This is a genomic window from Flavobacterium sp. FlaQc-57 (assembly GCF_044007395.1).
GTDB lineage: Bacteria > Bacteroidota > Bacteroidia > Flavobacteriales > Flavobacteriaceae > Flavobacterium.
This window is the reverse complement of the sequence record NZ_JBIPDA010000003.1, coordinates 233,642-248,168: the sequence shown is the minus strand read 5'-3', so window position 1 is coordinate 248,168 and position 14,527 is coordinate 233,642. Positions and strand designations below refer to the sequence as shown.

Genomic DNA, 14,527 nt, shown 5'->3' with positions numbered 1-14,527 from the left:
TTATCTTGATACTAATGCTGAACCATCACCATCAATCATATTTTCAACTTCTTTTAAAGTAACCAAATTGTAATCTCCTGCAATCGTATGTTTTAAACAACAAGCCGCAACTGCAAAATCTAAAGCTCTTTGGTTATTATTTTGATATTGTTGTAATCCGTAAATCAATCCGCCCATAAAAGCATCTCCACTTCCTACTCTGTCTACAACAGGAGTTACTTCTTTTACTGCAGCCTGATAAATCGCTTTTCCATCAAATAAAATCCCTCCTATTCTTTGGTGTGACGCACTTACAGAATAACGTAAAGTTGTCGCAACCGTTTTTAAATTCGGAATCAAATCAAACAATTTACTGTATAAAACCGGAAGCGATTTCTCGTCTTGATAATTAGGATTTACTTTCGGAATTCCTAACATAAAATATGCTGTATCAATATCTCCTAAAACAACATTGCTATACTTCAACATTTCTGGCATAACATCACTTGGAGTCTTGCCATATTGCCACAATTTTGATCTATAATTTAAATCACATGAAATTGTAATTCCTAGTTTATGAGCTACTTTAATTGCTTCTAAACAAGCTTCAGCAGCACTTTGAGAAATAGCTGGTGTAATGCCGCTCCAATGGAACCAAGTAGCGCCTTCTAATACTTTTTCCCAATCAATTGTACCTTTTTCAATAGTTGCCATCGAGCTATGCGCACGATCGTAAACTACATTACTTCCACGTGTTCCTGCACCGGTTTCTAAAAAATAGATTCCTAAACGTTCTCCTCCATAAACTATGTTTTTAGATTCTACGTTCATTTTTCGGATTTCTCTTAATGCAGAAAAACCAATTTCGTTTTCAGGTAATCTCGTAACAAATTCAGCATTCGCACCATAATTTGCCAAAGAAACACATACATTAAACTCTCCACCTCCGTACGTAGCACCAAATGCTGTAGATTGTGAAAAACGTAAATGTCTTTCTGTCGATAAACGCAACATAATTTCTCCGAATGCAACTACTTTACTCATATCATTTTATTTTTTGTCACAGATTACAAAGGATTAAAAAAACTCAAGCTTGAACAGTAAATTTCATCCTCTTTATTCTATTCTCTTTATTCTATTCTCTTTATTCTATTCTCTTTGTTCTCTCTTCTTAACTAAAATTTGAAATATTCTTTTGCATTATTGTATGAAATATCAGAAACTAATTTTCCAATCCATTCCATATCGTTTGGAAGTTCACCGCGTTTGATTTCATCTCCTAAAAGATTACATAAAATACGTCTGAAATATTCGTGTCTTGGGAAAGACAAGAAACTTCTTGAATCTGTCAACATTCCAACAAAACAACTGATTAATCCCATGTTCGAAAGGGCATTTAATTGTTTTGTCATTCCGTCTTTTTGATCTAAAAACCACCAACCAGATCCAAACTGTACTTTTCCTCGAACGCTTCCGTCATTGAAATTTCCAATCATAGTTGCCATAACTTCGTTATCAGCAGGATTTAAGTTGTAGATGATTGTTTTAGTCAATTTATCTTTACTATCTAAAGCATTTAAAAAACTTGATAATTTTTGAGCCTGTGGATAATCTCCAATAGAATCCCAACCTGTATCAGGACCTAAAATTCTATGCATACGAGCATTATTATTTCTTAAAGCTCCTAAGTGAAATTGCTGCACCCAACCAAACTCATGATAGGTTTCTGATAAGAATTGAAGTATAGCACTTTGGAATTTCAATCCCTCTTCAGGGGAAATAATTCTGTTTTCTCTTTTCTTTTTGAAGATTGTTGCTACTTCAGATTCTGTAAATTCTTCAAAATAAATCTGATCTAAACCATGATCACTTAATTTACAACCGTTTTCATTAAAAAATTCAATTCGGTTTCTTAACGCGCTGCATAAATCTGCATACGTGTTAATTGCAACTCCGGACACATCCCCTAATGTGTCCAGATATGCATTATACCCATCATTAGAAATCAAGATGGCTTTATCAGGTCTGAAAGCCGTACTCATTTTAGTTCCGATTGGATTTTTTGTCAGTTTCTGGTGAAACTCCAAACTATCAATTGGATCTTCGGTAGTACAAACTAATTCAGCATTTACTTTTTTAAGCAGGTTTTGTGTACTGTATGCTTGAGAATTAATTTTCTCAGTTGTTTCGATATAGATTTTCTCTGCCGATTTTTCGTTCAGTAAATCGTAAATATCAAAATAACGCGCTAATTCTAAATGCGTCCAGTGGTATAATGGATTACGCATTGTATACGGAACTGTTTTTGCCCAGTTTAAGAACTTATCTTTGTCAGATCCGTTTCCTGTTACAAATTGTTCGTTAATCCCTAATGTACGCATTGCACGCCATTTATAGTGATCTCCGTTAATCCAAACCTGAGTTATGTTGTCAAAAATTTTATCTTCAGCAATAAACTGAGGATTCAAATGATTGTGGTAATCTATAATAGGCTGATTTTTTGAGTAATTATGATACAACTCTTCAGCAAATTTATTTTCAAGAAGAAAATTATCGTTTATGAATGTTTGATTTGCGCTCATGTCTTTTTAATATAATTGAAATAATTATTCGTTTGATGGTTTACCAATTGTAGCCAGAATTCCACCGTCTACGTATAAAATATGTCCATTGACAAAATCACTTGCTTTTGAGGACAAGAATATAGCCGCTCCTGCTAAATCGCCGGCATCACCCCATTTTGCTGCTGGAGTTCTACTAATGATAAAATCATTAAATGGATGTCCATCAACTCTAATAGGTTTTGTTTGTTCTGTAGCGAAATAACCAGGCCCAATTCCGTTGATCTGAAGATTGTATTTTGCCCATTCAGTAGCCATGTTTTTAGTCAACATTTTCAAACCACCTTTTGCAGCAGCATATGCACCTACAGTACTACGTCCCAACTCGCTCATCATCGAACAAATATTGATTATTTTTCCTTGTCTTCTTTCGATCATTCCTCTCGCAACGTGCTTTGAAACAATAAAAGGACTTACCAAATCAATATCAATGACTTCTTTAAAATCAGCCACTTCCATATCTAGTAACGGGATTCTCTTAATGATTCCTGCGTTGTTAATTAAAATATCAATTGGTCCAACCTCACTTTGAATTTTCTGAACCGCTGCAATAACTTCCTGCTCGTCCGTTACATTAAACTTATAACCAACAGCTTTTATTCCTTGACTCTGAAGCTCTTTTACTGCCTCATCAATTTTTTGTTGAGAAGAATTTCCGTTAATAATAATTGTAGCACCAGCCTCGCCTAATCCTTTTGCCATCGCCATTCCCAGTCCGTGTGTACTTCCTGTAATCAAGGCAACTTTTCCGTTTATATCAAATAATGAGTTTGTCATAATTGTTTATCTTAATTCAGTGATTTTACAAACATCCATATCTCCGTAATCTAAATTCTCACCAGCCATTCCCCAAATAAAAGTGTAATTACTGGTTCCTGAACCTGAGTGAATAGACCATGGCGGAGAAATAACTGCTTGATGATTGTTCATCCAAATATGTCTTGTTTCTTGTGGTTGTCCCATAAAATGGCATACTGCCTGATTTTCCGGAATATCCAAATAGAAATATACTTCCATTCTACGATCGTGAACGTGTGCAGGCATTGTATTCCAAACACTTCCAGGACGAAGTTCTGTCATCCCCATTTGCAATTGGCAAGTTGTAACAACACTACCAATAATCATTTGGTTTACGGTACGGTGATTGGCCGTTTCCATTGTACCCAATTCTAATTTATTCGCTTCTGCTAAACTCACTTTTACAGTTGGATAACTTGTATGAGCCGGCGCAGAGTTGATATAATATTTAGCCGGATTTTTGCTGTCGTTACTTTTAAAGATTACTTCTTTATTACCGCTTCCGATGTATAAAGCATCTTTAAAACCAAGTTCAAAAGTTTTTCCTTCAACAACAATAGAACCATCACCTCCAACATTGATAATTCCGATTTCTCTTCTTTCTAAGAAGTAAGGTGCTTTTAACGGATCAATACTTTCTAAAGTCAAATCTCCTTTTACAGGAACTGCTGAACCAGCAATATATCGATCGTAATGAGAATACGTTAATACAATTTCGTCTTCTTGCATTAAGTTATCAATTAAGAATTCTTCTCTTAATTGCTGCGTATCATATTTTTTTACTGCTTCTGGACTTGACGCGTATCTTGAGCTATATTTTGTCATAATTTTATTTTAATGTAATCGATTGCACAAAATTAGATTTTTATCTTTAAAAAACCATAATTGAAACTAAAATTTATTTTATTTTTATTGATTTTAAACTATAATTCTACCTTTTTCATACGAGGAACCAAAAGATGCATGATAAACCACGCTAATAAATAAGAAGCTCCACAAATACAAAACATAATAAAATACCCTTCCTCTATCTTCCCTAATTTGGTATAATAAACAAACATATTTTTTTGAACTACCAAAGTCAGTAAAATTCCTCCAAGTGCTCCAAACATTCCACCTATGCCTGTTACAGATGCAGTTGTTTTTTTAGGAAACATATCTGAAACTGTAGTAAAGATATTAGCACTCCATGCTTGATGTGCTGAAACCGCAAAACCAATAACTAAAACTGCCAACCACATATTTATCGCACCTAAATATTGCGAAAATAATACCGGTAAAACTGCAAATGCATAAAGAAGCATACTTGTTTTTCTGGCCTTATAAGCCGGCCAGCCTTTATTAATTAACTTTAACGGCAACCAGCCTCCACCAATACTTCCCACACTTCCAATAACATATACTAAAGCGCAAGGCCAAATAATCTCGGTTGCAGTAAGTTTGTATTGCTTCATTAAAAAATCTGGCAGCCAAAATAAATAAAACCACCAAACCGGATCTGTTAATAGTTTCCCTAAGGCAAAAGCCCAAGTTTGACGAAATGAAAGCAATTTAAACCATGAAACTTTTCCTGTATCTTCAACTTCATTAATCACAACCTGATCTGAAGTAATATATTCTAACTCAGCCTGAGACAATCGTTTTTGTTTTTGAGGCACTTCATACAAAAGAAACCATAATCCCAGCCAAACAAAACCTACAATTCCGGTTAAAATAAATGCCCATTGCCAACCATAATTTTCTGCTATAAAAGGAACAGATAAAGGCACAATAATAGCTCCTATATTACTTCCTGAATTAAAAACTCCTGTCGCTAATGCTCTCTCCTTCTGCGGGAACCATTCAGCTGTTGCTTTTATTGCCGCCGGAAAATTTCCTGCTTCAGTAATTCCCAGAAAAACACGTGCTATTAAAAAACCTCCTGTTCCGGTTGCAAAAGCATGTCCAATTGCAGCCAAACTCCATAATCCTGTTGCAATTGCGTAACCTAATTTCGTTCCTAATTTATCAATAATTCCACCCGCAACCAACATTCCCATTGCATATGCGATCTTAAAAGCCAACTCAATATTCGAATAATCAATTACTTCTTGCTCTGGTGTCCAGTGAAAAGCTTCTGCCAAAAAAGGCCTCAGGTAACTTATTACATTTCGATCAAGATAATTAACAGTAGTTGCAAAAAAGACTAAACTACAAATAGTCCAGCGGTATTTACCGATTGCCGTATTAGCTTGATTCATGATGTTGGTTGGTTTAGTTGGTTAGTTTAGCAGTATTATAAAGTATTAAAGATTAGTGATTGGACTGTATTTTGGCACTAAAGTTTTCATTACTGCCCATCCTATTAAATAACAAACTGCGCATATAGAAAAGATAATCATATATCCGGAATTTATACCGTTTACAACAGTATCACCTGATGTTGATAATGCTTTTAAGAAATCACCAAGATTAGCAATACCTTTTTCATTTAGAAAAACTTTCGCTGTTTCAGGATTTTGAAATTGAGGATATTTCTCTAACAAAGGCTGTCCATTTACTAAACTCCAATTTTTTTGAGTAAAATCAAACAATAACCCAGATCCTTTATTAATAATTGTTGAACCAACACCTCCTGCTAATCCACCGATACCTGTAATAGTAGCAATTGCTTTTTTAGGAAACATATCTCCGACTGTTGTAAAAATATTTGCAGACCAAGATTGGTGAGCTGCTCCGGCAATACCAATAATAACAACTGGAACCCAGTAGCTAATATATCCTAATGGCTGTGCAATTAGCGCCAATAATGGAAAAAACGCAAAAATAAGCATTGCTCTCATCCTTCCTTCGTACGGATTCATACCTTTCTTTTCTACAAAATAAGTAGGAAGCCAGCCTCCAACAATAGAAAGCAACGTAATCATATATAATACAAATAAAGGTAACGCAGCCTGAGTAGAATCCATTCCGTAAACAGAGCTTAAATATGCCGGTGTCCAGAATAAAAAGAACCACCAAACACCATCAGTCATAAATTTACCAAAGGCAAAAGCCCACGTTTGTTTGTATTTAAAGCAATCTACAAAAGATACTTTTGCTGTAGTTTCAGGCACATAACCTTCTATTTTACTATCAGCAACATCATCTTGTTGAATATATTCAAGTTCAGCAGCACTTACTTTTGGATGTCTTTCAGGCTTATCATACATAAAAACCCAAAATCCCATCCAAACAAAACCTAATGCTCCAATAATTATAAACGCCATTTCCCATCCAAAAGATTTTGCAATGAACGGAATCGATATAGGAGCCGCCAATGCCCCTACAGTAGCACCTGCATTAAAAATACTTGTAGAAAATGCTCTGTCTTTTTTAGGAAAATACTCCGCTGTAGTTTTAATAGCCGCAGGGAAATTTCCTGCCTCACCTACCGCCAAAACAAAACGGGCAAATATGAACAATGTAACACTTACATTAATAACCAATCCTGTATCTTTTACAAGATGAATCGCTTCCTTAGCACCTTCAAAACCAACAAACCAGTTCCCTGTAATGATTCCGGCAGTTGCAATACCACAAAATGCGTGCAAACAGGCTCCAATAGACCAAATTCCGATTGCCCAAAGGAATCCTTTTTTAGTATCTAACCAATCTACAAAACGTCCTGCAAACAAAAGAGAAACAGCATAAAATATTGAAAACAAAGCTGTGATATTACCATAATCATTATTTGTCCAATGAAATTCAGGTGCAATAAAATCACTCCAGGTCAACGAAAGTACTTGTCTGTCTAAATAGTTAATTGTAGTTGCAAAAAAAAGTAACGCACATATACTCCAACGATAGCTTCCTGTTGATTTTTTGGTTTGGCTCATAATAACTGCATCTGTTTGATTCATGGTAATGGTTTATTATAAAATTTATATTTTTTGGGTAATTTTATTCGTCTGTAAGCATCAATATAGAAACATTGAAATCAATGAATTAAATGCAATAAAACGAAATAATGTAATCGATTGCACAAATATAGTTTTAAATCTTTATATTCCAAATAAATTGTATAAAAAATTATTTTAACTCATTAAATAAACATATAGACTAAAAAAAAGAACTCAAAATTACATATTAAACAATATATTTGTTAAAAGCCAACAGGTGAAATTTGTCCTTTTCAGGTGTCAAAATTGTCCAAAAAACATTCACTTTTGAACAATTTTAACGAATCTCTCTCTTTTTGTAATAAAAATAACTTGTTACAATCGTAATTTGTCATAAAATTGACCAGGAAAAAATTCTACTTTTGAATTCATCAAATAAATTAATATTCAACTAATTCATGTTACATTGAAGACTATAAAAAAGGATTATCTAAAAAAAACAGCACTAATTTTTACTTTATTCTTAGGAATGACTACTCAATTGCACGCCCAAATTCAAGTAATACCGTTATGGAAAACAATTCCTGATGAGATCAAAGCTTCAAATTACAACGAAAAAGAATTAATTAGCGAAGGAAAAGTACAGAGTACAAGTTTAGTTACAATTCCAACTTTAAGTGTTTTTTTACCCAAAGACAGCAAACCCAATCAAACCGCAGTTCTAATTTTTCCGGGTGGAGGATATCAACATCTGGCAATTGATAAAGAGGGAACTAAAGTAGCGCAATGGTTTAACAGTTTAGGAATCGCAGCATTTGTTGTAAAATACAGATTGCCTAGCGACAAAATAATGAAGAATAAAAACATTGGTCCTTTGCAAGACGCACAAGAAGCAATGCGTTATGTGAGACAAAATGCTGCAAAATACAATATTGATCCAAACAAGATTGGAATTTTAGGATTCTCTGCCGGCGGACATTTGGCCTCTACTTTAGCAACACATTATGATGACAAAGTATATGAAACAACTTCTAAAGTAAGCGCTCGCCCAGATTTTTCGCTTTTAATTTATCCTGTAATTTCAATGCAAAATGATATTACACATAAAGGATCTCAAATAAGTCTATTAGGTGAAAACCCATCACAAGCCTTAATTGATTCATTTTCAAACGAGAAAAAAGTTACCTCGCAAACTCCTCCTGCTTTTATAATTCATGCAACTGACGATACTGTAGTTTTACCGGAAAACAGTATTAATTACTATTTGGCGCTCAAAAAAAATAATGTTCCAGCCGAATTACATGTATATGAAAAAGGCGGCCACGGATTTGGTTTAGGCGTAAAAGATACTAGTAAATTTTGGACAAGAGATTGTGAAGAATGGCTTAAAAATCACGGTTATTAGCATAAAAAAAGGGTTTTTAGATTCAGTTAAATTAATAACTTAATCTAAAAACCCACTAAAAATCAGACTCTTTTGTATTCTTGCAAATTTATACAAAGCTATATCCATGATCAAATGAATATGTCAAATTTTCATTGTAAAAATGTTTCTCCAAAAACAGTTAACCATAGAGATCTATACGCGTTTAAAAAGGTAAAAACATCATATTTCCCGATCTCTATACCACAAAGCTACATGCATTGAATAAAAAAAACTTACGGCTTTCCACATTCTAACAAAAACTTATCAATTTATTAAACTACCATTTTTTCAATTTCTTGTCCTACATTAAGTTAAGCCAATTTATAATCTAGTAAATTTGTCCAGTAAATTAAAAAATTATGAAAAAATTAGAATTCTTAATACTTGGAAAGAACCAGCCTATCTTAGAAATTTTACTTCGACTTGTAAATGCAAACGAAAATTGGCACGCAATAAGCTTTAATGACGAAACATTAGCGCAAGATCACTTTTTAAAAAATAACTTAGATTTCGTTTTATTAAGTTCAGGAATCGAAGATCATATTGAAAAAGAATTCACACAATTTTGCCTTAAAACCCAACCTGAAGTAGAAGTTATAGAGCATTTTGGCGGAGGAAGCGGATTACTTCAATCTGAAATTTATCATCGCTTACACCTAAAAAACAAACTTTAAAATGGAGAAACACTATTCTGTAGCTATTTATCCGCCTCAAAATATAATTGATTCTGTTAAAACCATGAAGGAGCAATTGGCAGCAAAAATTGGTTGGTTTAATAGTAAAAATTCTGTTGCACATATTACAATTTGCGAATTCAAAATAGCAGAAAAAGAGTTAGAAAAAATAAAACTGAAACTTTTAAAAATCTGCGATTCATTTTCTTCTTTTCAAGTTCATTTAGATCATTTTAGCAGTTATGAAAATGGCGCTTTTTTTATTGCTCCGAATGAGGATTCTAAAATAAATTTAAAACCCATTATGAAGAAAACGCAGGAATCACTTCAGCTTTCAAATCTCAAGAAAAGTAACGATCCGCATATTTCTATTGGCCGAAGATTAAGTCCTGAAAATCTTGAAATAGCTTCAAAGCTTTTTACAGTCATAAATACTGATTTTTTATGCAATTCTATTGTATTAAGAGAATTCGATCCTATTAAAAAACAATTTTTCGTGATTGATCATTTCCAATTTGGCAATAACCCTCAACCGGAATTAATTCAGGGAAGTTTGTTTTGATTTTTTGCATTTTTATGAAGCCTGTCATTTTGAGGATCGAGAAATCACACTCGCTAATCGATAAAGACAGGTTACTTTCTACATGAACTTGCAAGTGTGATTTCTCGTTCCTCGAAATAACAAAAACTCACAAAAAAGCAACCTGAAACCTGAAACTTGAAACAAAGAAAACTATAAACCAATAAAACAATCTTTCTCTTTTTCGTATATTTGAATTTTACAATTCGAACATATGAAATCTCTAGATTCATTTTACAAAGATATCACTGAAGGTTCTTCCATTGAACCGAGTTCTTTACTTCCAAATGACATTCAAAAAGAAATTGGTCACTTTAATGTTTTTGATATTAAAGAGCTTCTGGAACGCCTTCAAGGAAAATCGATTATGCCTTATGATCGACGAGCTTATTACAAAATAAGCCTGATAAAAGGTAAAAACAGAGCTGAATATGCCGATAAAATAATCGATATTGAAAAACAGGGACTTTTATTTGCTACGCCAAAAATTCCGTACAACTATCTTCCTCAAGACACCAATCAATCTGGGCAGTTTTGCGTTTTTACAAGTGAGTTTTTATCGAAGAATAAAAGCGGAATTGATTTAGACGATCTTCCAATTTTCGCATCTGACGGATATCCTATTTTTCAGCTTACAGATGAAGAAGTTGCTGAAGTAGAATTGATTTTCAACAAAATACAAAAAGAAATCAACTCTGATTACATTTATAAATACGATTTGATTCGAAATTATGTTGCGGAGTTAATTCATTTTGGACAAAAACTCCAACCCATTACAGCGCTTTATTCTAAACACAATTCGGCAGCAAGAGTATCTTCGTTATTTGCTGAATTGTTAGAACGACAATTCCCAATTGAATCTCCAAATCAACGATTAGAATTGAGAACTGCTAAAGATTTTGCCGAAAGATTATCTGTTCATGTCAATCATTTAAATAAAGTTTTAAAAGAAAACACCGGAAAAACAACCACTGAATTAATTAGCAGCCGTTTGACCAATGAAGCCAAAATTCTTTTAAAACAAACAGATTGGAATATCTCCGAAATTGCTTTCTCTTTAGGTTTTGAAGAATTGGCGCATTTTTCTAATTTCTTTAAAAAACAAACCTCTTTCACGCCATTAGCTTTCCGAATTTAATTAATGATTTGAATTTCGCAAATATCGATTTGATATTTACAATTCCCCAACACTACTTCGCTCCTACCTTTGCTCTATCAATTTAAAACAATTTATAAAATGGCAGTAAATACAAAAATAGCTCTAGTTACAGGTGGTAGCAGAGGTTTAGGAAAAAATATGGCAATTGCAATTGCAAAAAAAGGGATCGACGTTATTATTACCTACAACAGTAAAAAAGAAGAAGCTGATTTGGTTGTAAAAGAAATCGAAAATTTAGGTCAAAAAGCCGCTGCACTTCAATTGAATGTTGCAGATTCAAGTACTTTCAATGGCTTTTTTGAAAGCGTTTACTCAACTTTGAAAAACACTTTTAATACTGATAAATTTGACTTTTTAGTAAATAATGCGGGAATCGGAATTCACAATTCATTTATTGGAACTACTGAAGCTGAATTTGATCAATTGACTAATATTCAGTTTAAAGGCCCGTTTTTCTTAACGCAAAAAGCATTAAATGTAATGAATGATGGCGGTGGAATCGTCAATATTTCAACAGGTTTGGCGAGATTCTCATTTCCGGGTTATGCGGCTTATGCTTCTATGAAAGGCGCGATTGAAGTTTTAACAAAATATCAGGCAAAAGAATTAGGCGGAAGAAAAATCAGAGTAAATGTAATCGCTCCCGGTGCAATTGAAACTGATTTTGGCGGTGGCGTTGTTCGTGATAACGAGCAAATGAATCAGCAAATCGCATCAGCAACTGCTTTAGGAAGAGTTGGTTTGCCTGACGATATTGGTGGTGTAGTTGCCTTTTTATGTACTGAAGAAGCTCGCTGGGTAAATGCACAACGTATCGAAGTTTCTGGCGGGATGATGTTGTAATTTAGCATCAAAATTAAACCCGAAAGCTTTTACAGATAATAAAAACAAAACCCGACAAACTTTAAAAATTTGTCGGGTTTATTGTCTCAAATATAATTGAATTAGTAAGTAAGCATGTTTTTAATCTTTCTCAATTGCAACGTCAAATCCACCATTCTGGTCAAAGACAAGATCATAAAATCGTCCTTTTTTCTCAACGCCCACTTCATATGTTGTTTTGCTTTTATCATCTACAACAACTGCAATTTCACGTATGGCATTTGAAGGATAATTTTTCTTTAAATAAGCTTGCGCTTTCTGTGGAAGCTTACTTAGCGGAATTTGTGTTTCAAAGGCTTTTAAAACTCCCAAATTACTATAAACGGCTAATGATTCTGTATTTTCATTGGTTTTGAATTTTCCTTCATATCGAATTTCATCATCATCATCTCCAACATATTTTAGCACCCAAACTGCTATTTTACCAGGATACTCTTTTTGAAAAGTAAAGAGCACTTTTTCTGGCGGCGTAACCACTTTATCAGGAGAAACTCCATTTTGTCCAATTAAAAAACTACTGTATAAAAAAAGAACTACAAGTAAAACGTTTTTCATAATTCATCATTTTTCAAATTAACAATCTTTAAAATAACGTATTAAAATTACTACTTTTAATTTAAGAATTAATGAAATATTTTATTTTTTAGTCATTTTCTTTTTTTAATCGTTCTGATAGTTCTCTCTTATAAGTGATACCAACCGGTAATTTCTCTTTTTTGATGATGACAAAATCTTTCTCTACAGCTTCAACTTTATCTAACGCTACTATATATGATTTATGAATGCGTATGAAGTTCTTTTCAGGCAGGCATTTCTCAAATTCACTTGTGGTAATTGAAGCCAAATAGGTTCGTTTTGTTGTATGCAACTTCACATAATTACCAAAACTCTGCGCAAACAAAAGCTGATCTAATTCGATATCAATAAAATAACCGTCAACTTTAACATTTACTGTATTGATTACGATTTCATCTTCTTTTGTTTTAATATTTTCTGTCGCAAAAAAACGATCAATAGCTTTAAGAAAGCGAGGAAAATAAATGGGTTTTAAGAGATAATCAATTACTCCGTAATCATAACTTTCGAGTGCATATTCAGAATATGCTGTTGTTAAAATAGTTTTGGGATGAGTTGGAATAATCTTTAGTAATTCCATTCCCGAAATTTCCGGCATATTAATATCCAAAAACATTAAATCGACTTTGTTTTCACGAAGATAATTCATGGCTTCAATGCCATTATAACCTTGAAAAACCAACTCTAATTGCGGATTCTGTTTGATGTAATTCGCCAAAACATAATGCGCTGCAGGTTCGTCATCTACAATTATACATTTTTTTGGTTCTCTCATTCTACAAACTTTTTCAATTGTAATTTCAGATCTACAATGTAAGTATTTTTATTGTCCTGAATATCCAGTTTATAGTTTTTACCATAAATTAAATTCAAACGTTCAATAGTGTTTTTTAAACCTATTTTTGTCGAAACTACGTCTGTTTTTTTCTCCGGAATTGAATTTACAACATGCAAATGCAACAAACCATTTTCGACTGTAATAATAATTCTCACGAAACATTTCTCGATAGCACAAGTCCCATGTTTAAAGGCATTTTCGATAAAAGCGATTAATAACATTGGAGACACTTTATAAGCATTTTCGTTATCTACTTTGTAATCATATGTAATCTCACATCGATAGGCAACACGCTCTTTTTCAAGCTGTACGTAACTGTTTATAAACTCCAATTCTTCTTCTAACGAAACACATTGCTTGTTATTACTTTCCAATTGATAACGCATCAATTGCGACACTTTCATGATTAAATCAGGTGTTCTGTCAGGAAATTCTAAACTAATCCCGTAAAGCGTATTAAAGGTATTAAATAAAAAATGAGGATTCAATTGCCCTTTAAGTGCATTCAGCTGCATTTGATTGAACAACAAGGTTTCGTCAGTTTTTCTCTTATGAATTCTATAAAATTTAAACACAATTATTGGACTCAAAATACAAACCAAAGTACCTAAAACACTTGCCAATTGATATACATAACTTCTTTGATGCGAGTTTTGATACAAACGGCAATTACTGAACATGTCCAACTTGGTAACTTCATATAAAATCACAGAAAATACAAATACTCCAAAAACCGTTAAAAAAATATAGGTTAAAGGGCGTTGGGTTTTAAATAAAATTGGAAGTAAAAAAAAACGATTGAATTGGGCATGCATATATAAAACCAGATAGAAAAAAACACCCATTAAAATGGAAATGAAAGAACTAAATAACATCCAATCATTTTTTAGCGTATAAAGCGTAAATGAAAAAACAACTACAGCAATTTCCTGCCACCATTTGTTGTCCAATATGTTATCAAATTTTTTATTCATTTTTAATACTTAAATAGTTTACAAAGTACGAACATTTTTTTAGTTTTTATTTCCATTAAATGACAAATTCAATTGGTCATTTATTATCGTATTACATCATTTATCGAGGCATATATTGACCTAAGAGAAATAATTTTGTTAGACAATTTTGACACCAAGA

Annotated in this window: 14 protein-coding genes; 5 read left to right on the top strand and 9 right to left on the bottom strand. The window is 33.0% G+C overall.

From position 1 onward, the window contains the following. From ACHRVZ_RS12045 to ACHRVZ_RS12020, 6 genes are all read right to left on the bottom strand, one after another. A complete protein-coding gene (locus tag ACHRVZ_RS12045; protein WP_395422711.1) occupies positions 1-1,023 on the bottom strand; it encodes a PfkB family carbohydrate kinase in 1,023 nt (340 codons plus the stop codon). A gap of 131 nt (positions 1,024-1,154) precedes the next feature. Further along, on the bottom strand, positions 1,155-2,561 hold the full coding sequence (uxaC, locus tag ACHRVZ_RS12040; RefSeq protein ID WP_395422709.1) for a glucuronate isomerase: 1,407 nt from the start codon (positions 2,559-2,561) through the stop codon (positions 1,155-1,157). Between the two features lie 24 nt (positions 2,562-2,585). Continuing rightward, a complete protein-coding gene (locus tag ACHRVZ_RS12035; RefSeq protein WP_395422708.1) occupies positions 2,586-3,377 on the bottom strand; it encodes a gluconate 5-dehydrogenase in 792 nt (263 codons plus the stop codon). A gap of 6 nt (positions 3,378-3,383) precedes the next feature. After that, positions 3,384-4,223: a 5-dehydro-4-deoxy-D-glucuronate isomerase gene (gene kduI, locus ACHRVZ_RS12030; RefSeq protein WP_395422707.1), complete on the bottom strand. Its 840-nt coding sequence runs from the start codon at positions 4,221-4,223 to the stop codon at positions 3,384-3,386. A gap of 98 nt (positions 4,224-4,321) precedes the next feature. Further along, positions 4,322-5,638 (bottom strand): MFS transporter, encoded by a 1,317-nt coding sequence (locus ACHRVZ_RS12025; RefSeq protein WP_395422706.1) that lies wholly within the window; start codon positions 5,636-5,638, stop codon positions 4,322-4,324. A 45-nt stretch (positions 5,639-5,683) separates the two neighbouring features. Next, complete coding sequence (locus ACHRVZ_RS12020; RefSeq protein ID WP_395422705.1) at positions 5,684-7,279, bottom strand: MFS transporter; 1,596 nt, start codon at positions 7,277-7,279, stop codon at positions 5,684-5,686. 445 nt (positions 7,280-7,724) lie between these two features. On the opposite strand from ACHRVZ_RS12020, the gene ACHRVZ_RS12015 reads away from it, so the two are divergent. From ACHRVZ_RS12015 to ACHRVZ_RS11995, 5 genes are all read left to right on the top strand, one after another. Further along, entirely contained in the window at positions 7,725-8,663 is a 939-nt protein-coding gene (locus ACHRVZ_RS12015) for an alpha/beta hydrolase (RefSeq protein WP_395422704.1), read from the top strand. A gap of 380 nt (positions 8,664-9,043) precedes the next feature. Next, positions 9,044-9,358: a hypothetical protein gene (locus ACHRVZ_RS12010; protein ID WP_395422703.1), complete on the top strand. Its 315-nt coding sequence runs from the start codon at positions 9,044-9,046 to the stop codon at positions 9,356-9,358. A 1-nt stretch (position 9,359) separates the two neighbouring features. Continuing rightward, entirely contained in the window at positions 9,360-9,920 is a 561-nt protein-coding gene (locus tag ACHRVZ_RS12005; protein WP_395422702.1) for a 2'-5' RNA ligase family protein, read from the top strand. Between the two features lie 232 nt (positions 9,921-10,152). Next, the gene (locus ACHRVZ_RS12000; protein ID WP_395422701.1) at positions 10,153-11,076 is read left to right on the top strand and encodes a helix-turn-helix domain-containing protein; all 924 of its coding nucleotides are present in this window, start codon (positions 10,153-10,155) and stop codon (positions 11,074-11,076) included. A 99-nt stretch (positions 11,077-11,175) separates the two neighbouring features. Beyond that, complete coding sequence (locus ACHRVZ_RS11995; protein ID WP_395422700.1) at positions 11,176-11,940, top strand: SDR family NAD(P)-dependent oxidoreductase; 765 nt, start codon at positions 11,176-11,178, stop codon at positions 11,938-11,940. Between the two features lie 120 nt (positions 11,941-12,060). On the opposite strand, the gene ACHRVZ_RS11990 is transcribed toward ACHRVZ_RS11995, so the two are convergent. The 3 genes from ACHRVZ_RS11990 to ACHRVZ_RS11980 all read right to left on the bottom strand — a co-directional run bounded on the left by ACHRVZ_RS11990 (position 12,061) and on the right by ACHRVZ_RS11980 (position 14,367). Then, on the bottom strand, positions 12,061-12,534 hold the full coding sequence (locus tag ACHRVZ_RS11990) for a PepSY-like domain-containing protein (RefSeq protein ID WP_395422699.1): 474 nt from the start codon (positions 12,532-12,534) through the stop codon (positions 12,061-12,063). A gap of 88 nt (positions 12,535-12,622) precedes the next feature. Next, entirely contained in the window at positions 12,623-13,330 is a 708-nt protein-coding gene (locus ACHRVZ_RS11985) for a LytR/AlgR family response regulator transcription factor (RefSeq protein WP_395422698.1), read from the bottom strand. Continuing rightward, a complete protein-coding gene (locus ACHRVZ_RS11980; RefSeq protein WP_395422697.1) occupies positions 13,327-14,367 on the bottom strand; it encodes a sensor histidine kinase in 1,041 nt (346 codons plus the stop codon). The genes ACHRVZ_RS11985 and ACHRVZ_RS11980 overlap by 4 nt, the downstream gene beginning before the upstream one ends. Positions 14,368-14,527: the final 160 nt, after the last annotated feature.

What these genes read in the sequence shown, in the direction of transcription:
- ACHRVZ_RS12045 (WP_395422711.1), bottom strand. Translation starts at nt 1,023, where the DNA reads ATGAGTAAAGTAGTTGCATTCGGAGAAATTATGTTGCGTTTATCGACA.
- uxaC (WP_395422709.1), bottom strand. Translation starts at nt 2,561, where the DNA reads ATGAGCGCAAATCAAACATTCATAAACGATAATTTTCTTCTTGAAAAT.
- ACHRVZ_RS12035 (WP_395422708.1), bottom strand. Translation starts at nt 3,377, where the DNA reads ATGACAAACTCATTATTTGATATAAACGGAAAAGTTGCCTTGATTACA.
- kduI (WP_395422707.1), bottom strand. Translation starts at nt 4,223, where the DNA reads ATGACAAAATATAGCTCAAGATACGCGTCAAGTCCAGAAGCAGTAAAA.
- ACHRVZ_RS12025 (WP_395422706.1), bottom strand. Translation starts at nt 5,638, where the DNA reads ATGAATCAAGCTAATACGGCAATCGGTAAATACCGCTGGACTATTTGT.
- ACHRVZ_RS12020 (WP_395422705.1), bottom strand. Translation starts at nt 7,279, where the DNA reads ATGAATCAAACAGATGCAGTTATTATGAGCCAAACCAAAAAATCAACA.
- ACHRVZ_RS12010 (WP_395422703.1), top strand. Translation starts at nt 9,044, where the DNA reads ATGAAAAAATTAGAATTCTTAATACTTGGAAAGAACCAGCCTATCTTA.
- ACHRVZ_RS12005 (WP_395422702.1), top strand. Translation starts at nt 9,360, where the DNA reads ATGGAGAAACACTATTCTGTAGCTATTTATCCGCCTCAAAATATAATT.
- ACHRVZ_RS12000 (WP_395422701.1), top strand. Translation starts at nt 10,153, where the DNA reads ATGAAATCTCTAGATTCATTTTACAAAGATATCACTGAAGGTTCTTCC.
- ACHRVZ_RS11995 (WP_395422700.1), top strand. Translation starts at nt 11,176, where the DNA reads ATGGCAGTAAATACAAAAATAGCTCTAGTTACAGGTGGTAGCAGAGGT.
- ACHRVZ_RS11990 (WP_395422699.1), bottom strand. Translation starts at nt 12,534, where the DNA reads ATGAAAAACGTTTTACTTGTAGTTCTTTTTTTATACAGTAGTTTTTTA.
- ACHRVZ_RS11985 (WP_395422698.1), bottom strand. Translation starts at nt 13,330, where the DNA reads ATGAGAGAACCAAAAAAATGTATAATTGTAGATGACGAACCTGCAGCG.
- ACHRVZ_RS11980 (WP_395422697.1), bottom strand. Translation starts at nt 14,367, where the DNA reads ATGAATAAAAAATTTGATAACATATTGGACAACAAATGGTGGCAGGAA.